This window comes from Rhizobium sp. BK376 (genome assembly GCF_004341625.1).
Classification (GTDB): Bacteria; Pseudomonadota; Alphaproteobacteria; order Rhizobiales; family Rhizobiaceae; genus Rhizobium.
On the sequence record NZ_SLZG01000001.1, the window covers coordinates 215,028 to 239,226 of the forward strand.

The 24,199-nt window shown below is 60.2% G+C and carries 28 protein-coding genes; 17 read left to right on the top strand and 11 right to left on the bottom strand.

Annotated elements, in window-relative coordinates; translation table 11 throughout:
• Positions 1 to 42 precede the first annotated feature (42 nt).
• Positions 43 to 753 carry a metal-dependent hydrolase gene (locus tag EV561_RS01120; RefSeq protein WP_132516759.1) on the bottom strand — a complete coding sequence of 237 codons (711 nt, stop codon included), beginning with the start codon at positions 751 to 753 and terminating at the stop codon, positions 43 to 45.
• A 265-nt stretch (positions 754 to 1,018) separates the two neighbouring features.
• On the opposite strand from EV561_RS01120, the gene EV561_RS01125 reads away from it, so the two are divergent.
• Together EV561_RS01125 and ruvX are read left to right on the top strand one after the other, a co-directional pair.
• The gene (locus EV561_RS01125; protein WP_132516761.1) at positions 1,019 to 1,324 is read left to right on the top strand and encodes an alkylphosphonate utilization protein; all 306 of its coding nucleotides are present in this window, start codon (positions 1,019 to 1,021) and stop codon (positions 1,322 to 1,324) included.
• 28 nt (positions 1,325 to 1,352) lie between these two features.
• Positions 1,353 to 1,847 (top strand): Holliday junction resolvase RuvX, encoded by a 495-nt coding sequence (gene ruvX / locus EV561_RS01130; protein ID WP_132516763.1) that lies wholly within the window; start codon positions 1,353 to 1,355, stop codon positions 1,845 to 1,847.
• Here ruvX and EV561_RS01135 read toward each other — a convergent pair.
• From EV561_RS01135 to EV561_RS01140, 3 genes are all read right to left on the bottom strand, one after another.
• Positions 1,784 to 2,116, bottom strand: coding sequence for a DUF6105 family protein (locus EV561_RS01135; RefSeq protein WP_132516765.1), 333 nt, complete (start codon positions 2,114 to 2,116; stop codon positions 1,784 to 1,786). The genes ruvX and EV561_RS01135 overlap by 64 nt on opposite strands.
• The gene (locus EV561_RS37025; protein WP_165927732.1) at positions 2,113 to 2,286 is read right to left on the bottom strand and encodes a hypothetical protein; all 174 of its coding nucleotides are present in this window, start codon (positions 2,284 to 2,286) and stop codon (positions 2,113 to 2,115) included. Before EV561_RS37025 ends, EV561_RS01135 begins: the two co-directional genes overlap by 4 nt.
• Positions 2,287 to 2,398: 112 nt before the next feature.
• Positions 2,399 to 3,058: a TetR/AcrR family transcriptional regulator gene (locus EV561_RS01140; RefSeq protein WP_132516767.1), complete on the bottom strand. Its 660-nt coding sequence runs from the start codon at positions 3,056 to 3,058 to the stop codon at positions 2,399 to 2,401.
• A 142-nt stretch (positions 3,059 to 3,200) separates the two neighbouring features.
• On the opposite strand from EV561_RS01140, the gene EV561_RS01145 reads away from it, so the two are divergent.
• Positions 3,201 to 3,413 (top strand): type II toxin-antitoxin system VapB family antitoxin, encoded by a 213-nt coding sequence (locus EV561_RS01145; protein ID WP_132516769.1) that lies wholly within the window; start codon positions 3,201 to 3,203, stop codon positions 3,411 to 3,413.
• Positions 3,410 to 3,820 (top strand): PIN domain nuclease, encoded by a 411-nt coding sequence (locus EV561_RS01150; RefSeq protein WP_132516771.1) that lies wholly within the window; start codon positions 3,410 to 3,412, stop codon positions 3,818 to 3,820. Before EV561_RS01145 ends, EV561_RS01150 begins: the two co-directional genes overlap by 4 nt.
• Positions 3,821 to 3,844: 24 nt before the next feature.
• On the opposite strand, the gene EV561_RS01155 is transcribed toward EV561_RS01150, so the two are convergent.
• Together EV561_RS01155 and EV561_RS01160 are read right to left on the bottom strand one after the other, a co-directional pair.
• Complete coding sequence (locus EV561_RS01155) at positions 3,845 to 4,462, bottom strand: GNAT family N-acetyltransferase (protein WP_132516773.1); 618 nt, start codon at positions 4,460 to 4,462, stop codon at positions 3,845 to 3,847.
• A 29-nt stretch (positions 4,463 to 4,491) separates the two neighbouring features.
• Complete coding sequence (locus EV561_RS01160; protein ID WP_132516775.1) at positions 4,492 to 6,150, bottom strand: acyl-CoA dehydrogenase family protein; 1,659 nt, start codon at positions 6,148 to 6,150, stop codon at positions 4,492 to 4,494.
• 180 nt (positions 6,151 to 6,330) lie between these two features.
• Between EV561_RS01160 and EV561_RS01165 the strand changes: the two genes are divergently transcribed.
• From EV561_RS01165 to dprA, 4 genes are all read left to right on the top strand, one after another.
• Complete coding sequence (locus tag EV561_RS01165; protein WP_132516777.1) at positions 6,331 to 7,287, top strand: aspartate carbamoyltransferase catalytic subunit; 957 nt, start codon at positions 6,331 to 6,333, stop codon at positions 7,285 to 7,287.
• A complete protein-coding gene (locus EV561_RS01170; protein ID WP_132516779.1) occupies positions 7,284 to 8,573 on the top strand; it encodes a dihydroorotase in 1,290 nt (429 codons plus the stop codon). Before EV561_RS01165 ends, EV561_RS01170 begins: the two co-directional genes overlap by 4 nt.
• Before the next feature lie 87 nt (positions 8,574 to 8,660).
• Positions 8,661 to 9,278 (top strand): glycerol-3-phosphate 1-O-acyltransferase PlsY, encoded by a 618-nt coding sequence (plsY, locus tag EV561_RS01175; protein ID WP_132516781.1) that lies wholly within the window; start codon positions 8,661 to 8,663, stop codon positions 9,276 to 9,278.
• Positions 9,278 to 10,435 (top strand): DNA-processing protein DprA, encoded by a 1,158-nt coding sequence (dprA, locus tag EV561_RS01180; protein ID WP_132516783.1) that lies wholly within the window; start codon positions 9,278 to 9,280, stop codon positions 10,433 to 10,435. The genes plsY and dprA overlap by 1 nt, the downstream gene beginning before the upstream one ends.
• Here the strand turns inward: dprA and EV561_RS01185 are convergent.
• Positions 10,409 to 10,621, bottom strand: a complete 213-nt coding sequence (locus EV561_RS01185; protein ID WP_132516785.1) for a hypothetical protein — start codon at positions 10,619 to 10,621, stop codon at positions 10,409 to 10,411. The two genes, dprA and EV561_RS01185, sit on opposite strands and share 27 nt — an antisense overlap.
• A 259-nt stretch (positions 10,622 to 10,880) precedes the next feature.
• On the opposite strand from EV561_RS01185, the gene topA reads away from it, so the two are divergent.
• The 6 genes from topA (at position 10,881) to rpmG (ending at position 18,555) form a co-directional block, all read left to right on the top strand.
• Positions 10,881 to 13,559, top strand: coding sequence for a type I DNA topoisomerase (gene topA / locus EV561_RS01190; protein ID WP_132518024.1), 2,679 nt, complete (start codon positions 10,881 to 10,883; stop codon positions 13,557 to 13,559).
• Positions 13,556 to 15,931 (top strand): ribonuclease R, encoded by a 2,376-nt coding sequence (rnr, locus tag EV561_RS01195; protein ID WP_132516787.1) that lies wholly within the window; start codon positions 13,556 to 13,558, stop codon positions 15,929 to 15,931. The genes topA and rnr overlap by 4 nt, the downstream gene beginning before the upstream one ends.
• A gap of 29 nt (positions 15,932 to 15,960) precedes the next feature.
• Positions 15,961 to 16,416 (top strand): DUF983 domain-containing protein, encoded by a 456-nt coding sequence (locus tag EV561_RS01200; RefSeq protein ID WP_132516789.1) that lies wholly within the window; start codon positions 15,961 to 15,963, stop codon positions 16,414 to 16,416.
• Positions 16,413 to 17,099: an NUDIX hydrolase gene (locus tag EV561_RS01205; RefSeq protein ID WP_132516791.1), complete on the top strand. Its 687-nt coding sequence runs from the start codon at positions 16,413 to 16,415 to the stop codon at positions 17,097 to 17,099. The genes EV561_RS01200 and EV561_RS01205 overlap by 4 nt, the downstream gene beginning before the upstream one ends.
• Before the next feature lie 9 nt (positions 17,100 to 17,108).
• Entirely contained in the window at positions 17,109 to 18,293 is a 1,185-nt protein-coding gene (locus tag EV561_RS01210) for an MFS transporter (protein ID WP_132516793.1), read from the top strand.
• A gap of 94 nt (positions 18,294 to 18,387) precedes the next feature.
• On the top strand, positions 18,388 to 18,555 hold the full coding sequence (rpmG, locus tag EV561_RS01215) for a 50S ribosomal protein L33 (protein ID WP_132516795.1): 168 nt from the start codon (positions 18,388 to 18,390) through the stop codon (positions 18,553 to 18,555).
• Positions 18,556 to 18,664: 109 nt separating this feature from the next.
• Here the strand turns inward: rpmG and EV561_RS01220 are convergent, their stop codons facing one another.
• The 3 genes from EV561_RS01220 to EV561_RS01230 all read right to left on the bottom strand — a co-directional run bounded on the left by EV561_RS01220 (position 18,665) and on the right by EV561_RS01230 (position 21,143).
• Complete coding sequence (locus EV561_RS01220) at positions 18,665 to 18,949, bottom strand: hypothetical protein (protein ID WP_132516797.1); 285 nt, start codon at positions 18,947 to 18,949, stop codon at positions 18,665 to 18,667.
• Between the two features lie 428 nt (positions 18,950 to 19,377).
• Positions 19,378 to 20,754 (bottom strand): PleD family two-component system response regulator, encoded by a 1,377-nt coding sequence (locus tag EV561_RS01225; protein WP_132516799.1) that lies wholly within the window; start codon positions 20,752 to 20,754, stop codon positions 19,378 to 19,380.
• Positions 20,755 to 20,771: 17 nt separating this feature from the next.
• The gene (locus tag EV561_RS01230; protein ID WP_028754034.1) at positions 20,772 to 21,143 is read right to left on the bottom strand and encodes a response regulator; all 372 of its coding nucleotides are present in this window, start codon (positions 21,141 to 21,143) and stop codon (positions 20,772 to 20,774) included.
• Positions 21,144 to 21,275: 132 nt separating this feature from the next.
• Here EV561_RS01230 and EV561_RS01235 point away from each other — a divergent pair, with 132 nt between their 5' ends.
• Both EV561_RS01235 and EV561_RS01240 read left to right on the top strand, forming a co-directional pair.
• A complete protein-coding gene (locus EV561_RS01235) occupies positions 21,276 to 21,584 on the top strand; it encodes a DUF3572 domain-containing protein (RefSeq protein ID WP_132518026.1) in 309 nt (102 codons plus the stop codon).
• 2 nt (positions 21,585 to 21,586) lie between these two features.
• The gene (locus EV561_RS01240; protein WP_132516801.1) at positions 21,587 to 22,234 is read left to right on the top strand and encodes a hypothetical protein; all 648 of its coding nucleotides are present in this window, start codon (positions 21,587 to 21,589) and stop codon (positions 22,232 to 22,234) included.
• 8 nt (positions 22,235 to 22,242) lie between these two features.
• Here the strand turns inward: EV561_RS01240 and EV561_RS01245 are convergent, their stop codons facing one another.
• Positions 22,243 to 22,824: a GNAT family N-acetyltransferase gene (locus EV561_RS01245; RefSeq protein ID WP_132516803.1), complete on the bottom strand. Its 582-nt coding sequence runs from the start codon at positions 22,822 to 22,824 to the stop codon at positions 22,243 to 22,245.
• An 81-nt stretch (positions 22,825 to 22,905) separates the two neighbouring features.
• On the opposite strand from EV561_RS01245, the gene EV561_RS01250 reads away from it, so the two are divergent.
• Positions 22,906 to 24,198, top strand: a complete 1,293-nt coding sequence (locus tag EV561_RS01250) for a DNA polymerase IV (RefSeq protein ID WP_132516805.1) — start codon at positions 22,906 to 22,908, stop codon at positions 24,196 to 24,198.
• Position 24,199: the final 1 nt, after the last annotated feature.

Here is a 24,199-nt window from a genome sequence, read left to right on the forward strand (position 1 = left end):
AAAGAGATATGCCGGACATCCGGCATATCTCGTCTTGATAACCTAGAAGCTGAGAACTTCGCCGACCTTGGACGCCTTCACTTCGGTCTTCGAGCCTTCCATGCCTGAGATGAATTTCTCGGCCGTGGCGTCGATGATCGGGAACGTGCCGTAGTGGCAGGGGATCGCCGTCTTGAAGTTGAAATAGCGCTGGCAGGCGAGTGCCGCGACAGCACCGCCCATGGTGAAGCGGTCGCCGATCGGCACGATGCCGATATCCGGCTGGTGCAGTTCGTTGATCAGCGCCATGTCCGAGAAAATGTCGGTGTCGCCCATGTGGTAGACCGACTGCTCGTCTTCAAAATGCAGGACGAGGCCGTTCGGGTTGCCGAGATAGTGCGAAATACCATCCTCGGTCACCTGGCCGGAGGAATGCAGCGCGTTGGTGAAGGTGGCGGTGAAGCTGCCGAGCGACACGGTGCCGCCGGTGTTGCCCATCTCGATTTTTTCCACACCCTTCGTGGCAAGCCAGGAGCCAAGGTCGGCATTGGCAAGCACGGTCGCGCCGGTATCCTTGGCGATCTGGGCGGTATCGCCGACATGGTCGCCATGGCCGTGGGTCAGGAGGATGTGGGTGACGCCCTTGCTGACGTCAGCGATCGACAGACCTGCATCGGCGAAAGGCTGATTGTAGGTCAGGAAGGGATCGATCAGGATGATTGCCTTTGCCGTCTCGATGCGGAAAGCGGCGTGGCCGAGCCAGGTGATCTTCATGGGTGACTCCTTGATAAATGGTCGGGGGAAATATGACGGCAGAATATAAGGCGGTGCGAATCGATGACAACGCTAGACGGACACCTCTACGCAAGGCCAGCCGCAAGACGACAGACCGGAGGTAGAGGCGAGACGGCAGCGGTTGCAAGTCACAATCCCGTGCGATAAGCGACCACGGGCCCATGCGATAAGCGACCGCAAGCCATCGAACCCGCCTGCGAGAAATATCCGCAACGGCCACCACTTTTATGACGCAAGGAAAAGCATGTCCGCCGATAATGACGATTATATCTACGACGAGGCAAGCGGCGAATGGCTGCCAGCCTCGGAAGCAGCCGCCAAAGCCGGCGAGAAGGCCGCGGTTCGAGACGCATCCGGCAATATTCTGAGCGACGGCGATGCCGTGACGCTGATCAAGGATCTTAAGGTCAAGGGCGCCGGCCAGACGCTGAAACAGGGCACCGTCATCCGTTCGATCCGCCTCACCGATAATCCCGAGGAAATCGACTGCCGCCATGATACGATCAAGGGCCTGGTGCTTCGGACGGAATTCGTCCGCAAGAAGAGCTGACCTTGGCGACATCAGAGATTGAGAAGACATGACAACGCTGACGATCGAAGAGCTGGCCGAGACCTTGCTGCCGAACAAGGCCATCGCAGGCCTCGACCTGGGCACCAAGACGATCGGCATCGCCATGTCGGATCTCGGCCGGCGCTTTGCCACCCCTCGCCCGGTCATCAAGCGGATCAAGTTCACGCAGGATGCTGAGGTCCTGCTTGCATTCGCCGAGAAAGAGAAGGTCGCGGCCTTTGTCATCGGGCTGCCCATGAACATGGACGGATCGGCGGGGCCGCGCGTTCAGGCGACCCGCGCCTTCGTGCGCAGCATGAGCGACAAGACCGCCCTGCCCTTCGTCTTCTGGGACGAGCGGCTGTCGACCGTTGCGGCCGAGCGGGCTCTTCTGGAAATGGACGTCTCGCGTGCAAAACGGGCCGAACGGATCGACTCGGCCGCCGCAAGCTTCATTCTTCAGGGTGCGCTTGACAGGCTTTCCTTGCTGCGCAGGACCGGCGAAGCAGACCTTGCGGACTGACGCGCCGTCCACCACGCGCGAATTGCCTTGCGCTTGCGGAAACCGATCAGCGAGAACACGACCAGACTATCGAAGGCAATAGCGCGGGCGACGAGCGGCGGTAAAGATTCCGGCGGAATGCCGAGAATATGGCCGTAGATTTGAAAAACCAGATCGTGGACCTGGCGACTGAACATGAATATGCCTAAGCTCATGTCGTAGTAAGAGAGCCAGTACCATGCCCCGAGAAACAGGACGGGGCCGGCCCAGAATACCAGAAACCACTTCATGCGGTCTTCCCTCGATGCTGAGGCATTGGCGTACCTGATGAAAGAACCACCCAGTTCGACAATGCCATCACACTCAGAACCACCGCCGGCACCGTTATGTCGAGCGCCAGCGCAGCGAAAAACATCATCGCCACTACAAGAAACGCGATTTTGGTGGGTTTGGTTCCCATGGATTACACGTTGGTTAACATTCGATAACCATACAGTGGTCCGTTAACCTGGGCGGCGCAATGTAAACCATTTGTTAAGGTTAACGCACGGGGCTGCCTGTGGATTGTTGCCTCAGCCGTAGACGCCGCGGACGATCCGCTTCAATGCGGCCGCAGCCTTCTCCCAGTCCTTGGCGGTCTTGAGCGCCAATCCAGCGCACTGGCCGCTGATCGCCGCCGATAGGACAAGATGCTGGACGGCCGCAAACAACATGGCGTTGACCGATGTGGCGTCAACCCCTTTCGGCGGAACCAGCGAGCCCCGCATGCGCTCGATCCATGCAGCCAGCGCCTTCGACCGAGCTTCGGAAAGCCGCCTCACCTGCTCTGTATTTTCCGACACTTCCCAGGCCACGATGCGGCGCATCAGCGGATCGTCCCGCAGGGCTTCGAGGAAGAGGATCACGAGGCGTTCCATCAGGTCGCCATAGGTCAGGAGGAACATGCCGCCGGTATCTTCGGGAATGCGGTCCTTCACCCAGCTTCCAAGATCGGTGCCGATCGCCTCGACCAGACCGTCAAGACCGCCATAATAGCGGTAGATCAGCTGCTTGTCGCAGCCGGCGCGGCGGGCAATCGCATTGATGCCGAAACCCTGGAACCCCTCTTCCGCCAGCAGCCACTTGGCGGCATTGAGAATGGCGGCCTCGGTCGCGGCGCGGTTGCGCACAGGCTTTTGCGGGTCGCCAGCGGTTTCGGCAACGCTTTCAACGGTCGAGGAATCATTCAGCATCGGAATCACCCTGTTGTCACTCATCGGTGAGTAACGAAGCGGCGATTCCCCGGCAATATGCCCGATTGCAAAGGCTGGGGATATGTTGCCGCTACGATCTAGAATGTGTATACTTTTGGCAATTCATACACACGAGGATATCATGAGAACGAATGTCGATATCGATGATGACCTGATGGAGCAGGCGATGCAGACCGGCGGCCTTCCGACCAAGAAGGCGACCATCGAGGCAGCGCTGGAGGAATTCGTGCGGCGCCGGCGCCAGAAGGCAGCCATTAGGGATCTCGCTGGTATCGGATGGGAAGGCAATCTCGACGAGATGCGAGAGGAGCGTTTCGGCGACTGGAGTAAGTGATTGTTGTCGATAGCTCAGTCTGGATTTCTCATTTTCGAAATATCATGACGCCGCAGGTAGAGTTTCTACGCTCGATCGAAGAAACCAGTAAAGTCGTCATCGGCGATGCCATCCTGCTGGAACTCCTGCAGGGTGTTTCAAGCGAGAGACAAGCGCGGCGTCTTGAGGCTGCGCTGAAAGAATTCCCGATATATACGATGCTGGGCACACGCATTGCCATTGCCGCCGCGGATAACTACCGCCTGCTGCGCCGAAAAGGCATTACCATCCGCAAAACGATGGATATTATCATCGGCACATTTTGTATCGAGGAAGGTCACGCCCTCCTCCACCAGGACCGAGATTTCAATCCAATGCGAGACCATCTCGGCCTGCAAGTCGTCCAGACTTCCGGCGTCGGCGAATAAGTGGCAGACGGTCGCCGAGCGCTTTCACATTGTGTAGCCTAGCCAAATCGTTCGCGGGTGCGGCGGGGCGATCGGAGGCAGCAAGCAGACGAAGCCGCGCGCCTTCCAGAAACGCAATCCCGCCTCGTTGCCGGCATTGACCGAGACATGGACACCTCTCATGCCGGCGGCGCGGGCATCGGATAGCCAATGGTCCAGCAAGGCCGTACCAAGACCCCGCCCCTGAATGCGCGGCAGAAGGTTCATGTGCAGGTGCGCGGGAAAGGCATCGACGACAAGCGTAGGCGCAAGCGTCGGATAATGGATCATGAAAGCGCGGCGCTGATCGGCGTCCCAGCCCTCAGGATCGCCTGATGGCAACCGATAAAGCGCGCGCAGTCCCGGCCACCACTCGCGTTGCAGCCTCGCCTCGAAGGCGCGGGTATCGAGGGTTCCGACAATGTAACCCGCGACGCCCCCGTCGTCCTCCGCGACCAAACAGGTTTCCGGGCTGAGCTTCGCATAGGGAACGGAATAGATATGGCCCATCATGCGGCCGTCGCGATAGAGATGCACAGCATCGCCGCCGGCCGCGCCGGTCGCCAGAGAAATTGCGTAGAGCTGATCCGTATCGTCGGGGGCGACAGGCCTGATCTTTACCATTGGGCCCTCCCAAGTACCAAGGCCTTGCGTCAGGTCGCCGGTGGATAGAGCAGATCGACGATATAGCTGGCGTCGAAACGGGAATCGAGCATGCCGTAGGTCGCGCGCCAGCCGCCGGCAAGGCGCGTCTCGATGAAGGCGTCGGCGATCTTTCCCGCACCGAGGCGGTAGAGTTCGGCAGCGCCTGCAGCAAGCGCCATCTGCTCGATCAGCAGGCGGGCGGCTCCCTCGTCGCGCTCGCAAAGGGCCATCGCAGCGCGCAGCACGTCGATTGTCTTCTTGCCGGCAGGCCCGAGGTCGCGCGCAAGACCGGCAAAGACTGTTTCGAAGAGGTCCCTGCCCCGGTTCAGCACGCGCAGCACATCGAGCGCCATGACATTGCCGGAGCCCTCCCAGATCGCGTTGACCGGGGCCTCGCGATAGTGCCGGGCGATCGGCCGTTCTTCGATGTAGCCGCTGCCGCCGATGCATTCCATGGCTTCATAGATCAGCGCCGGTGCGATCTTGCAGCACCAGTATTTTGCAACTGGCGTCATCACCCGCGCATAGGCAGCATCGTCCGCGCTGTCGCGCGCCTTGTCGAAAGCTTCGGCCAGACGGAAGGCCAGCGCGGTTGCGGCGGCGACGTCCAATGCCATGTCGGCGAGCACGCGCGTCATGATCGGCTGGTGAACCAGCATCTTGCCGAAGACGCTACGGCCGCGCGTATGATGGACGGCCTCGGCGAGCGAGGCGCGCATGATGCCGGCGGATGCCAGCGCGCAATCGAGGCGCGTCAGCGTCACCATGTCGAGAATGGTGCGAATGCCGCCGTCTGGCGAGCCGAGCAGGAAACCGAACGTATCGCTGAATTCGACTTCGGAGGAAGCGTTCGAGCGATTGCCGAGCTTGTCTTTCAGCCGCTGGAAATGCAGCCCGTTGGCCGACCCGTCTTCCAGGAGACGCGGAACGAGGAAGCAGCCCATGCCTTCCTTCGTCTGCGCCAGCATGACGAAAGCATCGCTCATCGGCGCGGACATGAACCATTTGTGGCCCGAAAGCCGATAGATGCCTTCGCTGACCTTGTCCGCGCTCGTCGTGTTGGCGCGAACGTCGGTGCCGCCCTGCTTTTCGGTCATGCCCATGCCGACTGTCACGGCGGATTTCTGCATGGCCGGCTTGTTCGACGAATCGTATTTCCGCGACAGGATCTTGGGCGCCCAGTCCTTCTGAACGGTGGGAGACGCCATCATCGCGGCAACGGACGCGCTGGTCATGGTCAGCGGGCAGAGATGGCCGCTTTCGAGCTGTGCCGTCAGATAAAAGCGTGCGGCGCGAACCTTGTGCGCGTGACCCTTGGCTTCCGGATCGGCCTGAGGATCCCAAATGGAGGAATGCAGGCCGACGGACATGGAGCGACGCATCAATGCGTGCCAGGCCGGATGGAATTCCACGACATCGAGGCGCTCGCCGCGCGGGCCATGGGTACGCAACTGCGGCACGCCCTGGTTTGCCATGCGCGCCAGTTCCTGCGCCTCGTGCGACGTCACGTATCGGCCCATCTGCTCAAGATCGTCGCGCGTCGTGCGCGGCAGGGTGGCGGTCAGATCCACGATCAGCGGATCGGAACGATAGGCGTTGATGCCGGACCAGAGACTTGGTTGGTTCAGGTCGGCGAGTGTGTCTTCAGTCCGCGGCGCTTGGGTCATGAATCGCTTGTAGAGCAAGAATATTGCAAAAGGAAACCAGAAGTTTTGTCTCCACACCATAGGCTGTCGCGGGATTTCCGCCAAATTGCATGGGGAACACATGGTGCTGCAAAAAGGCTGCGCTTGCCCCCGCGCCAACCACTCTTTATAGACCCCGTGACGACACCCGGAGGCAGGTTCATGGTCTTCTTTCCCCACCGCCACCTCATCGGCATCAAGGGTCTTACCGAACAGGACATTACCGTCCTGCTCGACAAGGCCGACGAAGCCGTAAAGATCAGCCGCCAGCGCGAGAAAAAGACATCGACGCTTCGCGGGCTGACGCAGATCAATCTCTTCTTCGAAGCCTCGACGCGCACGCAAGCCTCCTTCGAGCTTGCAGGCAAACGGCTTGGCGCGGACGTGATGAACATGTCTGTCGGCAATTCATCGGTGAAGAAGGGCGAGACGCTCATCGATACCGCAATGACGCTGAACGCGATGCGGCCCGACGTGCTGGTCATCCGCCATTCCAGCGCGGGTGCGGCGGCACTTCTTGCGCAGAAGGTCTCCTGCTCCGTCGTCAATGCCGGCGACGGGCAGCACGAGCATCCGACACAGGCGCTGCTCGACGCGCTGACGATCCGCCGCGCCAAGGGCAAGCTGTCGCGGATCATCGTCGCCATCTGCGGCGACGTCCTGCATTCGCGCGTCGCTCGCTCGAACATCCTGCTTCTGAATGCCATGGGCGCGCGGGTGCGCGTCGTGGCACCGGCAACGCTGCTGCCTGCCGGTATCGCAGACATGGGCGTCGAGGTCTTCCACTCGATGAAGGAAGGGCTGAAGGATGCCGATGTCGTCATGATGCTGCGCCTTCAGCGCGAGCGCATGTCGGGCGCCTTCGTGCCTTCCGTGCGCGAATACTTTCATTTCTACGGCCTTGATGCGGAGACGCTGAAGGCTGCGAAGGAGGATGCCTTGGTCATGCACCCCGGGCCGATGAACCGCGGCGTCGAAATCGCCTCCGAAGTGGCCGATGGCCCGCAGAGCGTGATTGCCGAGCAGGTGGAAATGGGGGTTGCCGTGCGCATGGCCGTGATGGAGGCACTGCTCGTCTCGCAAAACCAGGGTCCTCGAACCGAGGGAGTGGGCGCATGAGCAACTCGATCGTCCTGAAGAATGCCCGCATCATCGATCCCTCGCGGAATCTCGACGAAGTCGGAACGATCGTCGTCAAGGACGGTGTCATCGTTGCTGCCGGCAAGGATGCCCAGAACCAGGGTGTTCCAGAGGGCGCAGCGGTGCGGGACTGCAACGGTCTCGTCGCGGTGCCCGGTCTGGTCGATGCCCGCGTCCACATCGGGGAACCCGGCGGTGAATATCGCGAGACCATCGCTTCTGCGAGCAAGGCAGCGGCAGCGGGCGGCGTTACGTCCGTCATCATGATGCCGGACACGGATCCTGTTATCGACGACATAGCCTTGGTCGAGTTCGTCAGGAAGACGGCCCGCGACCAGGCCGTTATCAATGTCTATCCGGCAGCGGCCATCACCAAGGGGCTTGCCGGCGAAGAGATGACCGAAATCGGGCTTCTGAGGGAAGCCGGAGCGGTCGTCTTTACGGACGGGCACCACACCATCCATGACACGCAGGTGCTGCGCCGGGTGATGACCTATGCCCGCGAATTCGGCGCCGTCATCTCCTGCGCGACGCGTGACAAATATCTGGCATCGAACGGCGTGATGCATGAAGGCCTGCTGGCCAGCTGGCTTGGTCTCTCAGGCATTCCCAAGGAATCCGAACTGATCCCGCTGGAGCGGGATCTGAGGATCGCGGCACTCACGCGCAGTCATTATCATGCGGCGATGATTTCCGTTCCGGAATCGGCCGATGCCATCCGGCTTGCCCGCCAGCGCGGAACGAAGGTGACCTGCGGCATCTCGATCAACAATCTGGCGCTGAACGAGAATGACATCGGCGAATACCGCACCTTCTTCAAGCTCTATCCGCCGCTTCGCTCGGAGGACGACCGCGTTGCCATGGTCGATGCGCTAGCAGACGGCACGATCGACATTATCGTTTCGTCGCACGATCCGCAGGATGTCGACACCAAGCGCCTGCCCTTTGCCGAGGCAGAGGACGGTGCCGTCGGCCTCGAAACGATGCTCGCCGCCGCACTCAGGCTGCATCACAGCGGCCAGGTCGGCCTGATGCGCCTCATCGATGCCATGTCGACGAGACCGGCGCAGATCTTCGGTCTTCAGGCCGGCACGCTGAAGCCGGGCGCCAAGGCCGATATTGCGCTGATCGATCTCGACGAGCCTTGGCTTGTCGCCAAGGACATGCTTCTTTCACGCTCGAAGAATACACCTTTCGAGGACGCGCGATTCACCGGCCGAGCCGTAGCGACCTATGTCGCCGGCAGCCTGGTGCATGAAATTTGAGGCTGTCGGCCTGATACCGTCGATACGATCCGGGGGGAACGGTCGAGACCTAGGCTTCGGGCGATGATTTTGGGGAAGACGAATTAGATGGAAGATTTTTGGAACTGGCAGCTGACGCTACCGTCGGCACTTATTTCGCTCGCCATTGGCTATTTGCTCGGCTCCATTCCGTTCGGTCTCATCCTGACCCGCATGGCCGGCCTCGGCGACGTGCGCAACATCGGATCCGGCAATATCGGCGCGACCAACGTTCTACGGACAGGAAACAAGGGGCTTGCCGCAGCAACCCTGCTGCTCGATGCCTTCAAGGCGACAGCGGCGGCTCTCATCGCCTGGAAACTCTTTGGTGAGGATGCAGGTATCCTCGCGGGCTTTGCGGCATTCATCGGCCACATCTTTCCTGTCTGGATCGGCTTCAAAGGCGGCAAGGGTGTCGCGACCTACATTGGCACCCTGCTCGGCGTCGCTCCGCTGATGGTCGTGGTCTTTGCCGTCATCTGGCTCGCGATCGCCTTCACCACCCGCTACTCTTCTCTTTCCGCATTGGTTGCAACACTTGTCATTCCGGTTGTGTTGTGGATACTGGGCGCCGACAAGATCGCTGCCGCCATGGCCATCATGACCGTGATCTCATTCTGGAAGCACAAGGCCAATATCGCGCGGCTCGCCGCCGGCACGGAAACGAAGATTGGAGCCAAGGGGTAATGACGGCAGACAGCGCAAGACGAACGGGAATTGCGCTGACGGAACGACAAAGGATCGCCTGGCTGAGGCTGATCCGCTCCGACAATGTCGGCCCCGTTACCTTTCGCGATCTCATCAATCATTTCGGCTCGGCCGAAGCGGCTCTGGCCATGCTGCCCGAGCTTTCCCAGCGCGGCGGCGCCACTCGGGCAGTGCGCATCGCCACCGAAGAGGATGCCTTGCGGGAGCTGGAGACGGCTCAGCGTTTCGGCGCCCGCTTCCTTGGAATAGGCGAGCCGGACTATCCGCCAGCGCTGCGGCAGATCGACGCCGCTCCCCCGCTTCTGGCCGTCAAAGGCAATTTGCGAGCCGGTACCAGACCTGCAATCGGCATCGTCGGATCACGCAACGCTTCGATCAGCGGTGCGAAGTTTGCCGCGATGATCGCCCGCGATTGCGGTCGAGCCGGCTACACCGTCATTTCCGGACTTGCGCGCGGGATCGATACGGCCGCCCACCGCGCCAGTCTCGAAACCGGCACCATCGCAGCCATGGCTGGAGGTCTCGATCAGCCCTACCCTCCGGAAAATCTCGGCCTGCTCGACGAAATATGGAACGGCAACGGCCTGGCGATCAGCGAAATGCCGTTCGGCTGGGAACCCCGCGCCCGCGACTTCCCCCGGCGCAACCGTCTGATCGCGGGCGTCGGACTCGGGCTTATCGTGGTCGAAGCGGCGACCCGCTCCGGTTCGTTGATCACAGCGCGGCTTGCCGGCGAATTCGGCCGGCTGGTCTTTGCAGTACCCGGCTCGCCCCTCGACCCCCGCTGCGAGGGAACGAACGGCCTCCTGAAGGACGGAGCGATGATCGTCACGAAGCCGGACGACGTCATCGAGGCTCTGGCGCCGCTCTCGCAATTCGATCTCTTCTCTATTCCGCAAGCGCAGGAGCCAGGCCCGGGCGAAGACGAAAGCAAACCATTGCTGCCGCCGCCCGACGATTCTGAAAGGTCACGGATCATCGATGCATTGGGACCGACGCCGGTCGAGATCGACGACATCATCCGGCACACCGAACTGTCGGCGTCATCGGTCTATCTCGTTCTTCTGGAACTGGATATCGCCGGACGGTTGCACCGGCATCCGGGCGGCCTAGTTTCGCTTGCCATGCCGGATTGAACGCGACTGCTGCCCCGCCAATATGTCTCCAGCTTCAACATAAGCCATCTCGATCAGATAGCACAGGAGGTCGGCGCCCTCGCTTTCTGCCACGTTGCGCAATTCTCCCAGCATCTGCCACATATAGGTAATCTTATCGCTGGCAGCAGAGTCGCTACCGCCAGTTCTTGCAACTTTGGGCGTCATTGGTCGTTCCCGTGGAATGGGCGGAATAGGAACCCGAAGAAGGTGTTCCGTCTACACTTCAATGACGATAACTCATTTATCTATAATTGCAATACGTTTATAATCCCCTCCAGGTTGTATTGCGTTGCAAACCGCAAAAATGAAGCCTCCCTCTTGACCGGAACGGATTCCCTGTCCATGTCGAAGAGCCGAAAAGTCGAAATTTTCGGAAAAAGCCCCGCCCGCTCCTTTGGTGCGACCTCGTATCTAGAGAATCATGATGAATGTTGTAGTGGTGGAATCGCCTGCCAAGGCCAAGACGATCAATAAGTATCTGGGACCCGGATATAAGGTTCTTGCATCCTTCGGACACGTGCGCGATCTGCCGGCAAAAGACGGTTCCGTTCTTCCGGACCAGGACTTCGAGATGCTTTGGGAGGTCGACGGAGCCTCGGCAAAGCGCATGAAGGATATCGCCGATGCGGTGAAGTCCTCCGACGGCCTGTTTCTCGCAACCGACCCGGATCGCGAGGGTGAAGCGATCTCCTGGCATGTGCTCGACCTGCTCAACAAGAAACGGGTGATCAACGGCAAGCCGGTCAAGCGCGTCGTCTTCAACGCGATCACCAAGAAGGCCGTGCTCGATGCCATGGCCGATCCGCGCGACATCGACGTGCCGCTGGTGGACGCCTATCTCGCCCGCCGCGCGCTCGACTATCTCGTCGGCTTCAACCTTTCGCCGGTGCTCTGGCGCAAGCTGCCGGGCGCTCGCTCGGCCGGCCGCGTACAGTCCGTGGCACTGCGCCTCGTCTGCGATCGTGAATCGGAGATCGAACGCTTCGTCTCCGAGGAATACTGGAACCTTTCCGCACTCCTGAAGACACCGCGCGGTGACGAATTCGAGGCACGTCTGGTTGCGGCGAATGGCAAGCGGTTGCAGCCGCGCTCGATCGGCAACGGCGAAGAAGCCGGCCGGCTGAAGGCGTTGCTGGATGGCGCAAGCTTTGTAGTCGACACCGTCGAGGCAAAGCCGGTCAAGCGCAACCCGTCGCCACCCTTTACAACCTCCACATTGCAGCAGGCCGCCTCCTCGAAGCTCGGCTTCTCGGCGTCGCGCACCATGCAGATCGCCCAGAGGCTCTATGAGGGCGTCGATATCGGCGGCGAGACCGTCGGCTTGATCACCTATATGCGTACGGACGGCGTGCAGATGGCGCCGGAAGCGATCGATGCGGCCCGCAGCGCCATCGGCGATCAGTTCGGCGCACGCTACCTGCCTGAGAAGGCCCGCTTCTACTCCACCAAGGCAAAGAATGCGCAGGAAGCGCACGAGGCGATCCGCCCGACCGATTTCAACCGCACCCCTGACCAGGTCCGTAAGTTCCTGGATGCGGACCAGATCAAGCTTTACGACCTTGTCTGGAAGCGCGGCATTGCCAGCCAAATGGCGTCTGCCGAAATCGAGCGCACGACGGTCGAGATACTCGCGGACAACAAGGGCGAGAAGGCCGGCCTTCGTGCTGTCGGTTCGGTGATCCGGTTCGACGGCTTCATTGCCGCCTATACCGACCAGAAGGAAGATGGCGAGCAGAGCGACGACGGCGACGAGGATGGCCGGCTGCCGGAGATCAATGCGCGCGAGAACCTAGCCAAGCAGAAGATCAATTCGACCCAGCACTTCACCGAACCGCCGCCGCGCTATTCGGAAGCTTCGCTGATCAAGAAGATGGAAGAACTCGGCATCGGCCGCCCGTCGACCTATGCCGCGACGCTGGCGACGCTTCGGGATCGCGACTATGTGACGATCGACAAGCGCAAGCTCGTGCCGCAGGCCAAGGGCCGGCTCGTCACGGCGTTTCTGGAAAACTTCTTCAATAAATATGTCGAGTACGACTTCACGGCCGATCTCGAGGAGAAGCTTGACCGCATCTCCGCGGGCGAACTGAACTGGAAGGACGTGCTGCGCGATTTCTGGAAGGACTTCTTCGCACAGATCGAAGACACCAAGGAACTGCGCGTCACCAACGTGCTGGATGCGCTGAATGAGGCGCTGGCTCCGCTCGTCTTTCCGAAGCGCGAGGACGGCAGCGATCCGCGCATCTGCCAGGTCTGCGGTACCGGCAACCTGTCGCTGAAGCTCGGCAAATACGGCGCCTTCGTCGGCTGCTCGAACTATCCGGAATGCAACTATACCCGCCAGCTCTCATCGGAAGGTGGTGCGGAGGCGGAAGCTGCCGCGCTCAACGAGCCGAAGGCGCTCGGCACCGATCCTGTTACCGGGGAAGAACTGACGCTGCGGTCCGGCCGCTTTGGGCCTTACATCCAGCGCGGCGATGGCAAGGAAGCCAAGCGTTCGTCACTGCCGAAGGGCTGGAAGCCCGAGGACATCGATTACGAAAAGGCCATGGCCCTGATCTCGCTTCCGCGCGATATCGGCAAACATCCTGAATCGGGCAAGATGATCTCGTCCGGCATCGGCCGCTATGGACCGTTCCTGTTGCATGACGGCGCCTACGCCAATCTCGAGACTGTCGAGGACGTCTTTACCGTCGGCCTCAACCGCGCTGTTACCGTTCTCGCTGAAAAGCAGGCGAAGGGTCCCGGCGGTGGTGCACGTGGCGGGACGCCTGCAGCATTGAAGGATCTGGGCGACCATCCGGATGGCGGTGGCAAGATCACCGTGCGCGACGGGCGCTACGGCCCCTACGTCAACTGGGGCAAGGTGAATGCGACACTACCGAAGGGCAAGGATCCGCAGTCCGTTACCGTTGAGGAGGCCTTGGCCCTGATCGTCGAAAGAGCCGGCAAGTCCGGTGGCGCCAAGACGAAGGCGAAAGCGGCACCGAAGGCAAAGGCCGCCGCCGATGGCAAGACGACCAAGACGACGGCGAAGCCGAAGGCGAAAACGACCAAGGCTTCGGCACCGAAGAAAAGTACAGCGAAGAAGAGCGCAGAGTGAGCAGAGAACCGCGTGGCAGGGCTTCATCTCCGGACAGGCGCGCCGGCAAGCCCGCACGCATGGGCAAGGAGCCGACAGGCGTCGAGCCGCTGAACATCATCCACGGCATATTGCCGCCGCGCGAGGTCATTCTCCGCTTCATCGCCGACCACCCACAACAGGCATCGAAGCGGGAACTTGCGAAAGCCTTCGGCCTGAAGGGCGAGCAGCGCGTCGAGCTGAAAAGCCTGCTGCGCGAACTCGAAGAAGAGGGCTTGCTGCAGAAGAGCCGCAAGTCGCTCATTCGCCCCGGCGCGCTTCCTCCGGTTACCGTGCTTGACATCACCACCCGAGACAAGGATGGCGAGCTGATCGGCCGACCGGCCGAATGGCCCGAGGACCAGGGTGTCGCCCCTGCTGTCGCCATCCGCCAATCTTCTTCGCCGGCTGGCCGTAATGGCAAGGGCAAGGCGCCGGTTGCGGGCATGGGCGACCGTATCCTCGCAAAGATATTCCCGGCCACCGATCGCGGTGGTCCGGCCTATACCGCACGCATCATCAAGGTCATCGACAAGCGTCGCGGCGCAAGCCTTGGCGTATTCCGCGCCATGCCCGGCGGCGGCGCGCGGCTGATGCCGATCGAGCGACGCGGCGAAGAGATGGTGATCGATCCGGATTATACGGGCGACGCCAAGGACGGCGATCTCGTCGAGGTGGAAATCGCGCGGCTCGGACGCTTCGGCCTACAGCGGGCGAAGGTGCTTTCCATCGTCGGCTCCGTCGGATCCGAAAAGGCGATCTCGATGATTGCCATTCATGCCCATGGCATTCCGTATATCTTCCCGCCAGCGGTGATTGCGGAAGCCGAGGCGGCGAAACCCGCGACCATGTCGCATCGCGAAGACTGGCGTGACCTGCCGCTGATCACCATCGATCCTGCCGACGCCAAGGACCATGACGACGCGGTCTACGCCGAACTCGACCCGTCGCCCGACAATCCTGAAGGCGTCATCGTGACCGTTGCGATCGCCGATGTGTCCTATTACGTCCGGCCCAACTCGCCGCTCGATCGCGAAGCGCTGAAGCGCGGCAATTCCGTCTATTTCCCTGATCGCGTCGTGCCGATGCTGCCGGAACGGATTTCCAACGATCTCTGCTCGCTGAAGGAAGGCGTCGACCGCCCTGCCCTCGCCGTGCGCATGATCTTCTCACGGGAAGGCCGCAAGGCAGGCCATACCTTCCACCGCATCATGATGAAAAGTGCGGCCAAGCTTTCCTACCAACAGGCACAGGCGGCGATCGACGGCCAGCCCGACGACAAGACGGGCACGCTACTGGAGCCGATCCTGAAGCCGCTGTGGCATGCTTATGAAGTGATGAAGCGTGGACGTGACCGCCGTCAGCCGCTCGAACTCGACATGCCGGAGCGCAAGATTCTTCTGAAGCCTGATGGCACGGTCGACCGGGTCCATGTTCCGGCTCGCCTCGATGCGCACAAGCTCATCGAAGAAATGATGATCCAGGCCAATGTCTGCGCTGCAGAAACGCTGGAGAAGAAGCGGCAGCCGCTTATCTACCGCATCCATGACGGCCCGACGCTTGCCAAGCAGGAGATCCTGCGCGAATTCCTGGCAACGCTCGGCATCGCCCTTGCCAAGGGCGGCAATATGCGCGCCAACAGCTTCAACGGCATCCTTTCGAAGGCCGAGGACACGCCGCATCAGACCATGGTCAACGAGATGGTGCTGCGCTCGCAGAGCCAGGCGGTCTACAGCCCCGAGAATATCGGGCACTTCGGCCTCAACCTGATGAAATACGCGCATTTCACCTCGCCGATCCGCCGTTATGCCGACCTTATCGTCCACCGCGCGCTGGTCGGCTCCCTCGGCCTGGGCGAAGGCGGGATCACGCCGGACGAAGAAGCAGCGCTCGACGACATTGCCGCCGAAATCTCGACCTTCGAGCGCCGGGCCATGGCAGCCGAACGCGAGACGATCGATCGATTGATCGCCCATCATCTGGCCGGCCGCGTCGGCGAGGAATTCGATGCGCGCGTCGGCGGCGTGACCAAGGCAGGACTTTTTGTCACCCTGCCGGACTATGGCGCCGACGGCTTCGTCCCTATATCTACGCTCGGCACCGACTATTTCATCTATGACGAGGCGCACCAGGCCTTGACCGGAGAACGGACCGGCCTTGGTTACCGTCTCGGCGACAGCGTGAAGGTGCGGCTTGCGGAAGCGATACCGCTTGCCGGCGCATTGCGCTTCGAGATGTTGAGCGAAGGGCGCAACATGCCGACGGCCGTGCGCTCCTTCCACAAGTCGGGACGTCGCAATACAAGCCCGGTCCGCAAGAAGCCGGGCACAAGACCGCCGCGCGGACGCAAATAGCGCAACCGTTCGGAAGGAAGGAAGCAGCCATGACGAGCGGCCAGTCCGACCCTGTCATTCAATTCGGTAGGCCTGACGAGGCGGAGCGTCCGCTCGGGCGCTCAATCATGCGTGGCGCGCTCAACCAATGCCCGAACTGCGGTACGGGCAAACTCTTCCGGGCCTATCTGAAGCCAGTGGATCATTGCGCTGTCTGCGGCGAAGACCTGTCCCACCAGCGCTCCGACGACCTGCCTCCCTATCTCGTCATCCTCGTGCTCGGCCACATCATCATCGGCGGCTACATGATGACGGACATTCTCTTTCAATTGCCGATCTGGGCGCATCTCGCCATCTGGGCGCCGATTACCGTCATCGCGGCCCTGCTGATCATCCAGCCTATCAAGGGTGGCGTTATCGGCCTGCAATGGGCGCTCAGGATGCACGGCTTCGGCGGCCATGACGATTCGCCTGAGCCTTTCGATCAGGGAAGCGGTCCCGCGTGACCGGTTCGCAGAAGCAGCCATCAACCGCTTATGCCGGAAGTCCAAGAGATGCGGCGGCGCTGATCCTGATCGACAGGTCAGCGGACAAGAAACGCGTCTTGCTCGGTCGCCGCGCGTCGGGCCATGCGTTCATGCCCGATCTCTATGTCTTTCCCGGCGGCCGGCGCGATCCGCGCGACCATTCCCTTCCCTTTACCGGCGACCTTCATCCGCTGGTCACGGAGAAGTTGCTCGCAGCCCGTCGGCGGCCAATGACCGCAACAGGCGCCCGCGCTCTGGCACTGGCTGCCATTCGCGAACTACGCGAGGAAACGGGCCTGCGGATCAGATCCGGGTTACAGCATGCGGATGCGGCCGAGGCCGCCACAGATCTTTCAGCCCTGCGGTATGTCGCGCGCGCCATCACCCCGCCCGGGCATCCACGCCGTTACGATACGCGCTTCTTCCTAACGTTCACGGATGAGGCGGACATCAATCCATCGCATATTCGCGATTCACAGGAACTGCTTGATCTCCAATGGCTTGACATGAGCGACATTTCTTGTCTGAACATGCCGGACATTACGAGGATCATTCTGGGGGATGTGATTGATCTGATGAAAGCTGACCCGTCACCTGGATTTGGCAGTGCCGTGCCTTTCTATGTCTCGCGCCGCGGACGATTCGTCCGCCACATGCTTTAAGGATCAATCATGTCTGAACCGACGAACGGCAAGGCTGGCCATGTTGAAGAAATTCATTGGCCTTCGCTCGTTGCCGCCATCTCGTCGATCTCTTCCGTCGGCATTGCTATCGGTCTCGGCCTTCCTCTTCTCAGCATCATCCTGGAAAAGCGTGGCATCCCCTCGACACTGATCGGCCTGAACACGGCCATGGCCGGCGTTGCCGCAATGGCTGCTGCCCCGGTCACGACAAAGCTGGCGCACAAATACGGCGTCGCGCCGACCATGATGTGGGCCGTCGTGCTGTCTGCACTAAGCGCCGTCGGCTTCTACTACGCCCAAGCCTTCTGGATGTGGTTTCCGCTGCGTCTTGTCTTCCATGGCGCGACGACGACGCTGTTCATCCTCTCCGAATTCTGGATTAACGCGGCCTCGCCTCCCTCCAAACGCGGCTTCGTGCTGGGGATTTATGCGACGGTCCTGTCGCTCGGCTTTGCAGCGGGGCCGCTGCTCTTCTCCCTGCTCGGCAGCGAGGGCGTGCTGCCTTTCCTTGTGGGCGCCTGCGCGATTCTCATTGCGGCCGTCCCGATCTTTATCGCCCGGAACGAAAGTCCCGTGCTCGAGGAGAAACCGGAGCTGCATTTCATGCGCTACGTCTTTCTCGTACCAACGGCGACGGCGGCCGTCTTCGTCTTCGGTGCCGTCGAGGCCGGCGGCCTTTCGCTGTTTCCGATCTATGCGACCCGCTCCGGCTTCGGCGAATCGCAGGCTGCCTTGCTCCTGACGATGATGGGCGTCGGCAATGTGGTGTTCCAGATCCCGCTCGGCCTGCTGTCGGATCGTATCCCCGACAAGCGGCCATTGCTTTTCGTCATGGCCTGCATGGGCCTCGTCGGCTCATTGGCCCTGCCCTGGCTGGTGACGAACTGGATCGTGCTGGCAGCGCTGCTGCTTTTCTGGGGCGGCTGCGTCTCCGGCCTCTATACGGTCGGCCTCAGCCACCTGGGATCGCGCCTGCACGGCCCCGACCTCGCAGCAGCCAACGCAGCCTTCGTTTTCTGCTATGCCGTTGGGACGGTTGCCGGCCCGCAAACGATCGGAACGGCGATCGATCTCGCGGGCACCAACGGTTTTGCCTGGGCTATCGCCTGCTTCTTTGGGCTTTATGTGCTGCTTTCGGGGGTCAGATTGCTGTTCCTCGGGAACAGGGCTTGACTTTTGGGCGGCGATTTGTAATTTCGCGCCAGAATTTGCCGTGGACCCCAACCGGCCGTCCACGGCATCATTTTTTATAGAAGGCAGGACGACCATGGCCAAGGCTACCACAATCAAGATCAAGCTGCTGTCGACGGCCGACACCGGTTTCTTCTACGTCACGACAAAGAACAGCCGTACGATGACAGACAAGATGACCAAGACCAAGTATGACCCGATTACCAAGAAGCATGTCGAGTTCAAGGAAACCAAGATCAAGTAAGTTTCCAATACGTCTGGTTCTGAAAGGGCGCACTCGAAAGGGTCAGCGCCCTTTTTATTTGTCTTGCGAATTCAGCCGAGATCAGTAGCGGGAATTGCATTATGCAATTTTAGCGATAGCGGCGCGGGACGCCTTCAACGTTGAAGAAAAGAAAACGCCGCTCTTCCCTGGGGAAGGCGGCGTTTTGCAATTGGGGGTCGACCAGCATGCAATGCGGTACGAGGAACCGCTTTTGTTTTGCGTGCCAGTCGACCGACCCCACGACCCAGGAGATGCGGCGGACCTGAGCATCATGGGGTATCGCTGTCCTTTTGGACGTGTCCTTGTATGACCCTAAATTCGCGCGAAAACGGCAGAAAATCAACAAATTCTTAATGATAAAAAATACAGTCATGAATCTATGGTTAAAATCGAGCCTCCTCAGCCCTTCATGACGAGAGAAAGGAACAAGTCTAGGTCGAAAATGTCAAGGCCTTTCAAGAAATTTTTCAATATATATATTCTCACATATTCTAATGTGTACTTATATCTCCTGAATGACAGCGATAATCTATTTATAAATACATAGAATTCCACGTTTTTGAGCGAAATTCCTATGTTTTACTTTTTTGGACTATTGTAGTGAGCTTCGCGAGAAGCGACCTTCCGTTACGGAATGCGACATTCGCCGCAGTTTTTAAAACAAGATACTCGATTATTTTAATTGGCTAATGTTACGATGCTTGCGCGCAGCATAAAAAAATTAAAACTTTGTAATGTTTTTAGCAAACACGAAAATACCCCTAAAAATCTAGGGGTTTATGCGCCAAAATGGTTGTGCAATCAGGCCGCTGCGGAAGCGACAACGCGATTGCGACCGGTGTTCTTTGCTTCGTAGAGAGCCCGATCCGCCTGCTTGACGAGATGATCCGGGGTCTCGATGCCGTTGACGCGCGCTGAAATCCCGAAGGAAGCGGTAACATTTAGGGATAGCCCGCTGTTCTTCAGCATAAACGGTCTGCTTTCGATGGCGGCGCGAAGCCGCTCGGCAATCGTAGCGGCAACGTCCGCAGACGTATCCGGCATGACGACGACGAACTCCTCGCCTCCATAGCGGCAGGCGAGGTCGGCGCCGCGCACGGTGGCGCGGATGCGGGCGGCAAACTCCCTCAGCACCTCGTCGCCGGCGTCGTGTCCATAGACGTCGTTCACCTGCTTGAAGCGATCGATATCCGTGATCAACACAGAAAGCGGTCGGCCCCGCGCCATCGAGCGGTTGAAGATCATCTTCAGGCTATTGTCGAGATAGCGGCGATTGCTCAGTCCGGTCAGCGCATCCGTGACCGCAAGCTCGATCGTGTGCTGCACGCTGGCACGCAAACGATCATTGTAGCGCTTGCGGCGAATCTGCGTCAGGCTGCGGGCGACCAACTCATTCGGATCGACGGGTCGAACGATGTAATCGTTGACGCCGAGATCGAGCGCCCGGATGATCATGTCATCGGCCCCCTGCTCCGTGATCAGCAGCACAGGCAGGAAACGCGTGCGCTCCAGGGAGCGAAGCTGCGAGCAGAGCCGCAGCGGGTCGTAATCATCGAAATTCGAATTGACGATCACAAGGTCGAACGGATGCTCGGCCGCTTCGAACAGGGCAGCCTGCGGATCGGACAGCGCCGACACATCGGCGATCGGCTTCAGGGCGCGAACGATGCGCTCCTGCGAATTGCCGCGACCATCGACCAAGAGGACCTGCCCGCTTTCTTCCGTGCGCCCTTCCCCAAGCCGCTGCAGATCGTCGATCCCGAGCGTGCGCGCGGTTTCCGCGCGGGCGCGCAGTTCGTCGCTGAGCGTCTTCAAGCGAAGCAGGCTCTTCACACGGGAGATGAGCTGGAGATCGTTGACGGGCTTGGTCAGGAAGTCGTCGGCACCTGCCTTCAAGCCCCTGACGCGATCAGCGGGCTGGTCAAGAGCTGTCACCATGACAACCGGGATATGCGACGTGCGCGGATTGGCCTTCAATCGCTCGCAGACTTCGAAACCGTCCATGCCCGGCATCATGATGTCGAGAAGAATGAGGTCCACCTGCGTGCTGTCACTGATCGTAAGCGCCTGCTGCCCATTCTCGGCCGTCAATACGTCGAAATATTCGGCAACCAGCCGCGCTTCGAGCAACTTTACGTTCGCCGGAATATCGTCAACCACCAGAATTCGCGCGGTCATATAAGCTTTCCCGCCGCTCAGGCGTCGCCCAGATAGGTCTTGATCGTTTCTATGAATTTCGGAACCGAGATCGGCTTGGAGACGTAGGCCTCGCAACCGCCCTGCCGGATGCGTTCCTCATCGCCCTTCATCGCAAAGGCGGTGACGGCAATGACGGGAATGACATGCAGATCATCGTCTTCCTTCAGCCATTTCGTCACTTCGAGGCCCGATACTTCAGGCAGCTGAATGTCCATGAGAATGAGATCCGGCCGGTGCTTGCGCGCAAGATCAAGCGCTTCCATGCCGTTGCGGGTCTGGATCGTGGTGTACCCGGACGCCTCGATCAGATCGCGAAAGAGCTTCATGTTGAGCTCGTTGTCTTCTACAATCATCACCTGCTTGGGCATGACAAATTGTCCCTGCGACCGACGTTGAATACATCTACTGAAAATATAGGGTCGCGCCGTGGCTGATTCCATAAATTCCGAAGTTCGACGCTATAGGGATTTGGTTGAAAAATAGGTAACTTGTCAGACGAAATGCAAAGCAACTTCAAGAGTTCTAATAAATCGACCGTCGACCCGCAGGAAACTGCTATCGCAGTGCTTGGCTGGCTTGCGAACGAACCGGACCTGTTCGGGCGCTTTCTGGCGCTGACGGGCATCGAGCCCGGACAGGTCAGGGGCGCCATCAACGATCCGGGCTTTCTGTCCGGCATGCTGGATTTCCTCATGAACCACGAGCCGACCCTGATGGCCTTCTGCGCGGCATCAGGCACGGCGCCCGAAGCGGTCATAGCAGCCGCACACCATTTTTCGCCGCCCGGCCTGTCCTCAGGAGAATATTGAGCGTGATTGAGCCACTGGATATCTCGCATGTCCAACTTCGGGACAGGCCGCTGATCGTTTGCGATATCGATGAAGTCGTTCTTGAGTTCATCTCGCCTTTCACGGCATTCCTGCGTGCCAATAATCACGATCTCCTGCCCCGTTCCTTCCGCCTGCACGGCAATATTGTTTCGCTTCTTGATGGCTCCGAGCCGGGTGACGATGCGATTGCCGCCTTCCAGGAGAGTTTCTTCGGCTCGCAGGACCTGTGGCAAACGCCGGCCGAGCGCGCGCTCGAAACGCTGGAGGCCCTTTCCGAGGATGCAGACGTCGTCTTCCTGACGGCGATGCCGCCGCGTCACCAGACGGTTCGCCGCACCTTGCTGGACCGCCTCGGCTTTGCCTTTCCGATGATCGCAACCGAGGAACCCAAGGGGCCTGTGGTCGCTCAACTGCACGGAAACCGAACGCTTCCGGTCGTCTTTCTCGACGACATCCAGCGCAATCTGCTTTCCGTGCGCGAGCATGTTCCCGACTGTTTCCTCGTCACCATGATGGCCAATGCCGATTTCCGCGCTTTTGCGCCCCCCCCTGCCGAAGGGATCGTCAGCGCGAACGACTGGGACGATGCCGCAAGGCTTATCCGGAAGCACATCGGGCGCATGGCCTGAAGCGGAGTTCATAGAACCAGCCGCATCAGCGGTCTTCCGTCCTTTCTCTTTGCCACTTCTGCAAATCCCGCCGCCTCGAAGATGCGCTGCGAACCGACGTAGAGGCCGACTGATTTCGATTGCTTGGTCCTTTCGATCGGACAGCCCTCGACGACACGGGCGCCGGATGCCTTCGCAAAATTGACTGCATGCGAGAGCATACGATGGCTGTGCCCCTTGCCGCGGTCACGGGAGCCCATGAAGAAGCAGCTTACGGCCCACACCGTCGGATCCTCCGCATCGGCAGGATCGACGGGTCTCGACACGGTTTTCGGCGAATTCCATTGAGGGAGTTCTAAGCGCGGACTGACCTGGACCCAGGCGGTCGGACGATCACCGATATAGCCGAGAACGCCGGGAGGTGGCCCTGACATGACCCGATCTTTCATGAATTGCTTCTTGGCATCCGCATCCATGTTGTTCCGCTCAGAGGTCTCCACTCTGAAATGGGTGCACCAGCAGCCGTAACAGGCACCGCTCGGCCCGAAGAGCGTCTCGAAATCATCCCAGCGCTCGGGCGTCAGGGGATAAGCCTCCAAATCGTCAGACATCCGTCCGCTCCCGTCTTCCTTCTGTCTTGAGACTCGCGAGCTTAGAGGCTAATGTTCACTTGTTCAACTTTTGTTCTCACAATGACCGCCATGCCTGACAAGACTCCCGGCTTCTGTCGCGACTGCCTTGCCGAGCAGAAGGCGGAGGTGCGTCGTTGCCGCGCCTGCGGCAGCCCAAGGCTGGTCTATCACCGCGAACTCTACGACCTGACGCTGGCGCATATCGATTGCGATGCCTTCTATGCCTCGGTTGAGAAACGCGATAATCCCGAACTGGCCGACAAGCCGGTCATCATCGGCGGCGGCAAGCGCGGCGTCGTCTCCACCGCCTGCTACATTGCCCGCATTCACGGCGTTCGCTCAGCCATGCCGATGTTCAAGGCGCTGGAGGCCTGCCCGCAGGCGATCGTGATACCGCCCGACATGGAGAAATACAGCCGCGTCGGCCGCGAGGTGCGAGCCTTGATGCAGGAACTGACGCCGCTCGTGCAGCCGCTCTCGATCGACGAGGCCTTTCTTGAGCTTGCCGGCACCCAGCGCCTGCATCACGATCCGCCTGCCCGTATCCTGGCGAAATTTGCCAAGCGGGTGGAGACCGAGATCGGCATCACCGTTTCCGTCGGCCTTTCCTATTGCAAGTTCCTCGCCAAGGTGGCGTCGGATCTGCAGAAGCCGCGCGGGTTTTCCGTCATCGGACAACAGGAAGCCGTCGAATTTCTGGCCCCTCGCCCCGTCACGACCATCTGGGGCGTCGGCAAGGCCTTTGCGGCGACGCTGGAGAGCGACGGGATCAAAACCATAGGCCAGTTGCAGACGATGGAGGAAGGCGACCTGATGCGGCGCTACGGCGTCATCGGACAGCGTCTGTTTCGCCTGTCACGCGGCATCGACGACCGGGACGTCCATCCCAACGATGCAGCCAAGAGCGTATCTGCGGAAACCACCTTCTTCGACGACATCTCGCGCCATGAGGATCTGGTGCCGATCCTGCGCAGTCTCTCGGAAAAGGTCTCGCGGCGATTGAAGCGAAGCGGCATTGCCGGGCAGACCGTCGTGCTGAAGCTCAAGACGGCGGATTTCAAGAGCCGTACGCGCAATCGCCGGCTGGAGGATCCGACCCAGCTGGCCGATCGCATATTCCGAACAGGATTGAAGCTTCTGGAAAACGAGACGGATGGCACGAAATTCCGCCTTCTCGGCATTGGCGTCACTGATCTCGGCGATACCGCACGCGCTGATCCGCCCGATCTCATAGACGAGCATGCGACGCGGCGCGCAGCCGCTGAAGCGGCCATGGACAAGTTGCGGGAGAAGTTCGGAAACAAGACAGTCGAGACCGGATATACATTCGGCAGCGGCAAGCGAGGGAACTGAT

Excerpts from the sequence above, each read along its gene's own strand:
- EV561_RS01120 (WP_132516759.1), bottom strand. The coding sequence starts at position 753 with ATGAAGATCACCTGGCTCGGCCACGCCGCTTTCCGCATCGAGACGGCA.
- EV561_RS01125 (WP_132516761.1), top strand. The coding sequence starts at position 1,019 with ATGTCCGCCGATAATGACGATTATATCTACGACGAGGCAAGCGGCGAA.
- ruvX (WP_132516763.1), top strand. The coding sequence starts at position 1,353 with ATGACAACGCTGACGATCGAAGAGCTGGCCGAGACCTTGCTGCCGAAC.
- EV561_RS01135 (WP_132516765.1), bottom strand. The coding sequence starts at position 2,116 with ATGAAGTGGTTTCTGGTATTCTGGGCCGGCCCCGTCCTGTTTCTCGGG.
- EV561_RS37025 (WP_165927732.1), bottom strand. The coding sequence starts at position 2,286 with ATGGGAACCAAACCCACCAAAATCGCGTTTCTTGTAGTGGCGATGATG.
- EV561_RS01140 (WP_132516767.1), bottom strand. The coding sequence starts at position 3,058 with ATGCTGAATGATTCCTCGACCGTTGAAAGCGTTGCCGAAACCGCTGGC.
- EV561_RS01145 (WP_132516769.1), top strand. The coding sequence starts at position 3,201 with ATGAGAACGAATGTCGATATCGATGATGACCTGATGGAGCAGGCGATG.
- EV561_RS01155 (WP_132516773.1), bottom strand. The coding sequence starts at position 4,462 with ATGGTAAAGATCAGGCCTGTCGCCCCCGACGATACGGATCAGCTCTAC.
- EV561_RS01160 (WP_132516775.1), bottom strand. The coding sequence starts at position 6,150 with ATGACCCAAGCGCCGCGGACTGAAGACACACTCGCCGACCTGAACCAA.
- EV561_RS01165 (WP_132516777.1), top strand. The coding sequence starts at position 6,331 with ATGGTCTTCTTTCCCCACCGCCACCTCATCGGCATCAAGGGTCTTACC.
- EV561_RS01170 (WP_132516779.1), top strand. The coding sequence starts at position 7,284 with ATGAGCAACTCGATCGTCCTGAAGAATGCCCGCATCATCGATCCCTCG.
- plsY (WP_132516781.1), top strand. The coding sequence starts at position 8,661 with ATGGAAGATTTTTGGAACTGGCAGCTGACGCTACCGTCGGCACTTATT.
- dprA (WP_132516783.1), top strand. The coding sequence starts at position 9,278 with ATGACGGCAGACAGCGCAAGACGAACGGGAATTGCGCTGACGGAACGA.
- EV561_RS01185 (WP_132516785.1), bottom strand. The coding sequence starts at position 10,621 with ATGACGCCCAAAGTTGCAAGAACTGGCGGTAGCGACTCTGCTGCCAGC.
- topA (WP_132518024.1), top strand. The coding sequence starts at position 10,881 with ATGAATGTTGTAGTGGTGGAATCGCCTGCCAAGGCCAAGACGATCAAT.
- EV561_RS01200 (WP_132516789.1), top strand. The coding sequence starts at position 15,961 with ATGACGAGCGGCCAGTCCGACCCTGTCATTCAATTCGGTAGGCCTGAC.
- EV561_RS01210 (WP_132516793.1), top strand. The coding sequence starts at position 17,109 with ATGTCTGAACCGACGAACGGCAAGGCTGGCCATGTTGAAGAAATTCAT.
- rpmG (WP_132516795.1), top strand. The coding sequence starts at position 18,388 with ATGGCCAAGGCTACCACAATCAAGATCAAGCTGCTGTCGACGGCCGAC.
- EV561_RS01220 (WP_132516797.1), bottom strand. The coding sequence starts at position 18,949 with ATGACTGTATTTTTTATCATTAAGAATTTGTTGATTTTCTGCCGTTTT.
- EV561_RS01225 (WP_132516799.1), bottom strand. The coding sequence starts at position 20,754 with ATGACCGCGCGAATTCTGGTGGTTGACGATATTCCGGCGAACGTAAAG.
- EV561_RS01230 (WP_028754034.1), bottom strand. The coding sequence starts at position 21,143 with ATGCCCAAGCAGGTGATGATTGTAGAAGACAACGAGCTCAACATGAAG.
- EV561_RS01235 (WP_132518026.1), top strand. The coding sequence starts at position 21,276 with ATGCAAAGCAACTTCAAGAGTTCTAATAAATCGACCGTCGACCCGCAG.
- EV561_RS01245 (WP_132516803.1), bottom strand. The coding sequence starts at position 22,824 with ATGTCTGACGATTTGGAGGCTTATCCCCTGACGCCCGAGCGCTGGGAT.
- EV561_RS01250 (WP_132516805.1), top strand. The coding sequence starts at position 22,906 with ATGACCGCCATGCCTGACAAGACTCCCGGCTTCTGTCGCGACTGCCTT.